This is a genomic window from Actinomadura geliboluensis (assembly GCF_005889745.1).
GTDB classification, from domain to species: Bacteria; Actinomycetota; Actinomycetes; order Streptosporangiales; family Streptosporangiaceae; genus Spirillospora; species Spirillospora geliboluensis.
In genome coordinates, this window is record NZ_VCKZ01000536.1 from 1 (window position 1) to 5,438 (window position 5,438).

The following is a 5,438-nucleotide window of genomic DNA, read 5'->3' on the forward strand; positions in this document are numbered from 1 at the left end:
GTCCCCTCCGCGATCCCGTCGTCGGGGATGGCGTTGGCGACGGACCCGGCCGACACCCGCCCCCACACCAGCGACAGGCTGGAGCGCGGGTCGACGCGGCGCGACAGCGCGGACGGCAGCTCGGTGACGATCTTGGCGAGGGCGTAGACGAGGTCGGCGGTCAGGTGCGGCCGGGCGGTGTGCCCGCCGGGCCCGGTGACCTTCACGTACACCTTGTCGCAGGCCGCGGTGATCGGGCCGGTGCGCAGCCCGAGCTGGCCGACCTCGATGCGGGGGTCGCAGTGCAGCGCGAACGCCCGGTCGACGCCCGCGATGCCGCCGGCGGCCATCACGTCCAGCGCGCCGCCCGGGGTCTCCTCGGCGGGCTGGAACAGCAGCCGGACCCGGCCGGGCAGCAGCCCCGCCTCCGCCTGCTGCGCGAGGAACAGGCCCGCGCCCAGCACCATCGTGGTGTGGGCGTCGTGGCCACACGCGTGCGCGACGCCGGGGACCGTCGACCGGTACGGGACGTCGGCCTTCTCGTCCTGGAGGGGGAGGGCGTCGATGTCGGCGCGCAGCGCGACCGTGCCGCCGTCGGCGGGGCCGACGTCGCAGAACAGGCCGGTGCCCTTGGGGAGGATGACCGGCTTCAGGCCCGCCGCGCGCAGCCGCTCGGCGAGCTTCCTGGTCGTGCGGTACTCGGAGTAGCCCAGCTCGGGGTGCATGTGCAGGTCGCGGCGGAACGCGATCAGCTCGTCCTCGTGCGCGGCGAGGAAGGCGTCGAGCTGCGGCTGCAGCACCGCGCCGCCGAGCACCGCCGATCCGGCGGAGGCGGCGCCCCGGGCCGGGGTCCCCGGGACGACCTCGCCCGTCACGGGCTGTGCCAGGGTTTCGTCCGGGACCGTTCCTTCCTGGCCGGTTTCGCCTGGAATGTTCTGCGGGACGTCCTCGCCCCCGGGCGGATTCCCCGCCGCGGACGCCGTCTCACGTGCCACCGGCCCCGACGGCGGGACCGCCTCGTCGCGGCGCCCGGAGCCCGCGGGCCCCGAGGCGGTGGGTGGTTCAAGGCCGGGCATCACCCCGGGTCCCGGATATGTCATCTGCGCCCCCTGCGCGACGGCGGAGCCGAACGGCGCCCGCCCGGTGGTGCTCCCGTTCTCGGGAACGTTCTCTGCTACCTGTTCGCTCTTCGGCCTCTTCGCGTTCACCGGACCGGACGGGTTCGCGGGTCCGGCCTGGTCGGCGCGGCCGGAGGGATTCGCCGGCCCGACCCGCTCGGCGGGGCGGGCCGTCCGCTGCGGCCTGTCAGGCTCCGGCATGTACGACCTCCCCCAGTGTGACGAACCGGTCCTCCGCGAGCTCGGTGATCGCCGCGTCGACGATGTTCTCCAGCGTGCCGCCCGCGGCGCGGATCGCGCGCTGCCGCTCGTACGGGGCCCCGTGCTCCAGTACCTCGCCCGCGACCTTGAGCTCCTCGGCGCAGCCGAGCCGGTCGGCGACGGGCTCCAGCTCGCGGATCAGCTCGTAGAGTTCGTCGCGCAGCGGGGCGGTGCTGCCGCGGTCGTCGGTGATCACGATCGCGTCCAGCCCGTATCGCGTCGCGCGCCACTTGTTGTCGCGCACCACCCAGGCGGCCGGGCGCGGCAGCGTGTAGCCCCGGTCGAGCTGCTGATCGAACAGCGTGACCAGGCTCTGGCACAGTGCGGCCGCCATCCCCACCTCGCGCATGGTGGGGATGCCGTCGAACATCCTGATCTCGATGGTGCCGAAGTCGGGATGCGGGCGGATGTCCCACCAGACCTCTTTGATGCTCCTTATGGTTCCCGAACGCATCAGCGTGGCCATGTAATCCTCGAAGGCCGCCCAGTCGTCTAGCAGGTGGGGCGGTCCGGCGGTCGGCATCTGGCCGAACACGACCGCCCGGCAGGACGCGAGGCCGGTGTCGCCGGCGCTCCAGAACGGGCTGGACGCCGTCAGGGCCAGGAAGTGCGGAAGGTAGGACGAGAGCGCGTTGATGATCGGGATGGCCTTGGCGCCGTCGGAGATGCCGACGTGGACGTGAACGCCGAAGGTCTGGATGCGGCGGGCCAGCCACTGCATCTCCTCGACCAGCTGGGCGTAGCGGCCCATGGGCGCCATCACGGCGTCCCGCCAGTCGCTGATCGGGTGGGTGCCGGTGCAGGCCAGCGCGATGCCGCGCTCGGCGGCGGCGCCCCGCAGCGCGGTGAGGGTGCCGGAGAGGTCGGCCTTGGCCTCGCCGACGGTGTCGCAGATGCCGGTCACGACCTCGACCATCGACTCCATCAGCTCGTGGCGGATCCGGGGGTTGTCGCCGTCGAGGCTGAGCGCGGGCAGGGCGGCGAGCACCTCGCGTGCGTCCTGCCGCAGGTGCCTGGTCTCCGCATCGACCAGCTGGATCTCCCACTCGACGCCGAGCGTCGCGCCGTTCGATGCGTTGAAGTCAATGGCCACGGCCAACCTCCGTCCACAATCCTTGCAGGTCGTTGCGTGGCACGTGGCGCAATTCAGCCAGCGGGTCCCTAAGCCTGGACAAACGCCGGTCCAGGTCACGTGTTCGCTCCATGATGGCGCTCGTGCCCGCCACCCTGCCGGATGTCCATGCCCTTTGCGGATCAATTGACTCATGCGGGCGGGGGGCGGACCTTCAGGGGTCCTACTTTCCGGTCATTGATCTTGTCCGGGACACCACTAGATCGAACTAGTCAGTCCGTCCCAAACTACCTTTCATGACGGACGGTAACCGGTACGGGGCGTCCCTTACATACCGTCATATCACGTTTGCGTCATCCGTCGCTTCCGTACCGTGCTTGCCGCGTTCGCGGTCGGGTACCCCTTCGCCGGATACGTCGCCTACTCTTCGGGGGAAGTCATGGGCGTTGGCCGCCTGCGCGCCGGGAGCGACCGCGCTCCCACGGGACGAAGGAGCGTCGGGAGCTTGCGAGCTGAGCGACGAAGGCCGGCCGGCGTCGGCCGCCGCGCCCTGACGGTGACAGTGGTTCCGCTCGCGGCGGCGTCCGTCGCCGCCGGCCCCGTCCTGGTCGCGGCTCCGGCCACGGCCGCCCCCGCTCGGCCGGGCGTTCCGGTCGCACCGCCGGTCACCGCCGCGCCCGCCACCCCCGTGCCCGCGGCCGAGACCGTCGGCGGGCCGAAACTGGCCGGCCGCGGCGTCATCGTCAACGCCGCCCCCGGCGTGCCCGCGCCGCCCAAGATCAAAGCCTCCTCGTACCTGATCGCGGACGCCGACACCGGCGAGGTCCTCGCCGCCAAGGACCCGCACGGCCGCTACCTCCCGGCAAGCACGATCAAGACGCTGACCGCGCTGGCGCTGATCCCCAAGCTGGACGCGAACCGGCTCGTCCGCCCCTCGCAGAAGGCGTGCGACGTCGAGGGCACCAAGGTCGGGCTGACCCCCAAGATGCAGTACAAGGTCTCCGACCTGTTCCACGCGATGCTGATGATGTCCGCCAACGACGCGGCGTACACGCTCGCCGAGGCGGACGGCGGGGTGCAGAAGACCCTCGCCCACATGAACGCCGAGGCCAAGCGGATCAACGCCCACGACACCCTCGCCGGGTCACCGAACGGGCTCGACCGCGACCTCGGGCTGGACGTCCGCACCCAGCACACCTCGGCCTACGACCTGGCGCTGATCCTGCGGGAGGGCATGAAGAACCCCGCCTACCGCGCGTACATGCAGGCCATCGACTTCAACTTCCCGGCGCCGCCGACGAAGAAGGAGCGCAAGAAGGGCAAGAAGGTCGGCGGTTACCCGATCCACACCCACAACCACATGCTGGCGGGCGAGCGCCAGGCGTACCAGGGCATGATCGGCGGCAAGAACGGCTACACGATCGCCGCCCGGCAGACGTTCGTCGCGGAGGCGCGGCGCGGCGGGCACACGATCCTGATCTCGCTGATGCGGGCCGACCAGCCGCCGTCCCCGTACGCGGCCAAGCTGCTGGACTGGGGCTTCGCCGCGCGCGGCAAGGTCGAGCCGGTGGGCGTGCTCGTCCCGCCCGGCAAGATCGAGCAGGCCCGCAAGGACGCCGGCCCGGGCGGCGTGCTGCCGGACGGCCCGCTCGCCTCGGACGACTCGTCCCGCCGGTGGCTGCTGTTCGGCGGCGGCACGGCCGGCGCCCTGCTCGCGATCGCGGTGCTGTTCGTGGTGCTGCGCCGCCGGCGCCGCCTGGAGGCGGCCCGCTCGGCGTCCCGCGACATCGGCCGGTAGGTCAGCGGCTCAGGTGCGCGGACGTCGCACCCGGCTCCCGCTCCTCGCGCTCCCTGCCCTGCTCCGGTTTCGGTCCCTGCTCGCGTTCCGGACGGGCGGCGTCGCCGCCGGCCTCGGTCTCGCCGCCCGAGTCCTCGTCGGCGCGCTCCCGGAGGGCCTCGACCTCCGCCTCGTCGGCGCGGTTCTCCGGGTTCTCGGCGTCGGCGGTGAGGACGACGCGGCGGGTCGCCGTCCACGCGGCGGTGAACAGCGCGAACCGGGACACGATGTTGATCCACACCATCAGCCCGACCAGCACCGCGAACGTGCCGTAGACGGGGTTCTGCGTCGTCCGCCCGATGAGGATCGTCGCGATCTGCTTGAGGGCCTCGAAGCCGACCGCGCCGAACAGGGCGCCCCGGATGATCCGCCGCCACGGCGCCCGGGTGCCCGACAGCCGGCTGAACAGCACCAGGAACACCACGGTGTCGAACAGGATCGCGCAGGCCACCGACAGCAGCCGCAGCGCCGTCCCGGCCCCGGTGACGTCGTCCAGCGCCATCCAGTGCAGGACGGTGCCGGTGGCCGACGTCGTGACCGTCGTGACCGCCATGCCGCAGACGAGGATCACGCCGAGGAACACCAGCACGGCGGCGTCCCACAGCTTCTTGAGGAAGAAGTTGCCGCCGCCGCCCGGTTCGTTGCCCCAGATGTCGCGCAGCGACTCGCGCAGCACCTGCACCCAGCCGAGCCCGGTGAACAGCAGCGCGACCAGGCCGAGGATCCCGACGGCGGTCTTGGACTGGGCGATCTGCTCGACCTGGAGCCGGCCCCCGAGGCCGGGCAGCTGCGAGTCGATCGCCCGGACGAAGTAGTCGCGGACCTGCTCGCTGACCCCGACGACGTAGCCGAGCAGCGAGTACGCGAGCGCCAGCAGCGGGAAGAACGACAGGAACGCGTAGCAGGTGAGGGCGGCGGCGAGCCGGTCGCCGCGCCGCTCCTGGTAGCGCTCGAACGCGCGGGCCTGGTGGTCGAACCACCGCGAGCGGTCGCGCGCGCCGCGCAGCAGGTCCTTTCCCTTACCGAACAGGGACTCGATCCGGCCCTGCACGCTATTGATCACCTGCCGCATGTACGCACCGTACCCACTCCGGGCCGCCCGATACCGCGTACGGTAATCGGCCGTTAAACGCAGCGTTTAGGGCCGGGCGGGGGCGCCCCGCCTCAGAGG

4 protein-coding genes are annotated in these 5,438 nt (G+C 72.1%); 1 reads left to right on the forward strand and 3 read right to left on the reverse strand.

Annotated elements, in window-relative coordinates:
- A partial coding sequence (locus ETD96_RS40660; RefSeq protein ID WP_138641813.1) for an amidohydrolase occupies positions 1-794 on the reverse strand: 794 nt, incomplete at its 3' end.
- A gap of 490 nt (positions 795-1,284) precedes the next feature.
- A complete protein-coding gene (locus ETD96_RS40665) occupies positions 1,285-2,451 on the reverse strand; it encodes a glutamate--cysteine ligase (RefSeq protein WP_138641810.1) in 1,167 nt (388 codons plus the stop codon).
- A 535-nt stretch (positions 2,452-2,986) separates the two neighbouring features.
- Here ETD96_RS40665 and ETD96_RS40670 point away from each other — a divergent pair.
- Entirely contained in the window at positions 2,987-4,228 is a 1,242-nt protein-coding gene (locus tag ETD96_RS40670; RefSeq protein ID WP_240808574.1) for a D-alanyl-D-alanine carboxypeptidase family protein, read from the forward strand.
- Position 4,229: 1 nt separating this feature from the next.
- Here ETD96_RS40670 and ETD96_RS40675 read toward each other — a convergent pair whose 3' ends face one another.
- Complete coding sequence (locus tag ETD96_RS40675; RefSeq protein ID WP_138641812.1) at positions 4,230-5,339, reverse strand: YihY/virulence factor BrkB family protein; 1,110 nt, start codon at positions 5,337-5,339, stop codon at positions 4,230-4,232.
- Positions 5,340-5,438 lie beyond the last annotated feature (99 nt).

Bases quoted from the DNA above. Each gene is read 5' to 3' on its own strand.
- ETD96_RS40675 (WP_138641812.1), bottom strand. From the start codon at position 5,339: ATGCGGCAGGTGATCAATAGCGTGCAGGGCCGGATCGAGTCCCTGTTC.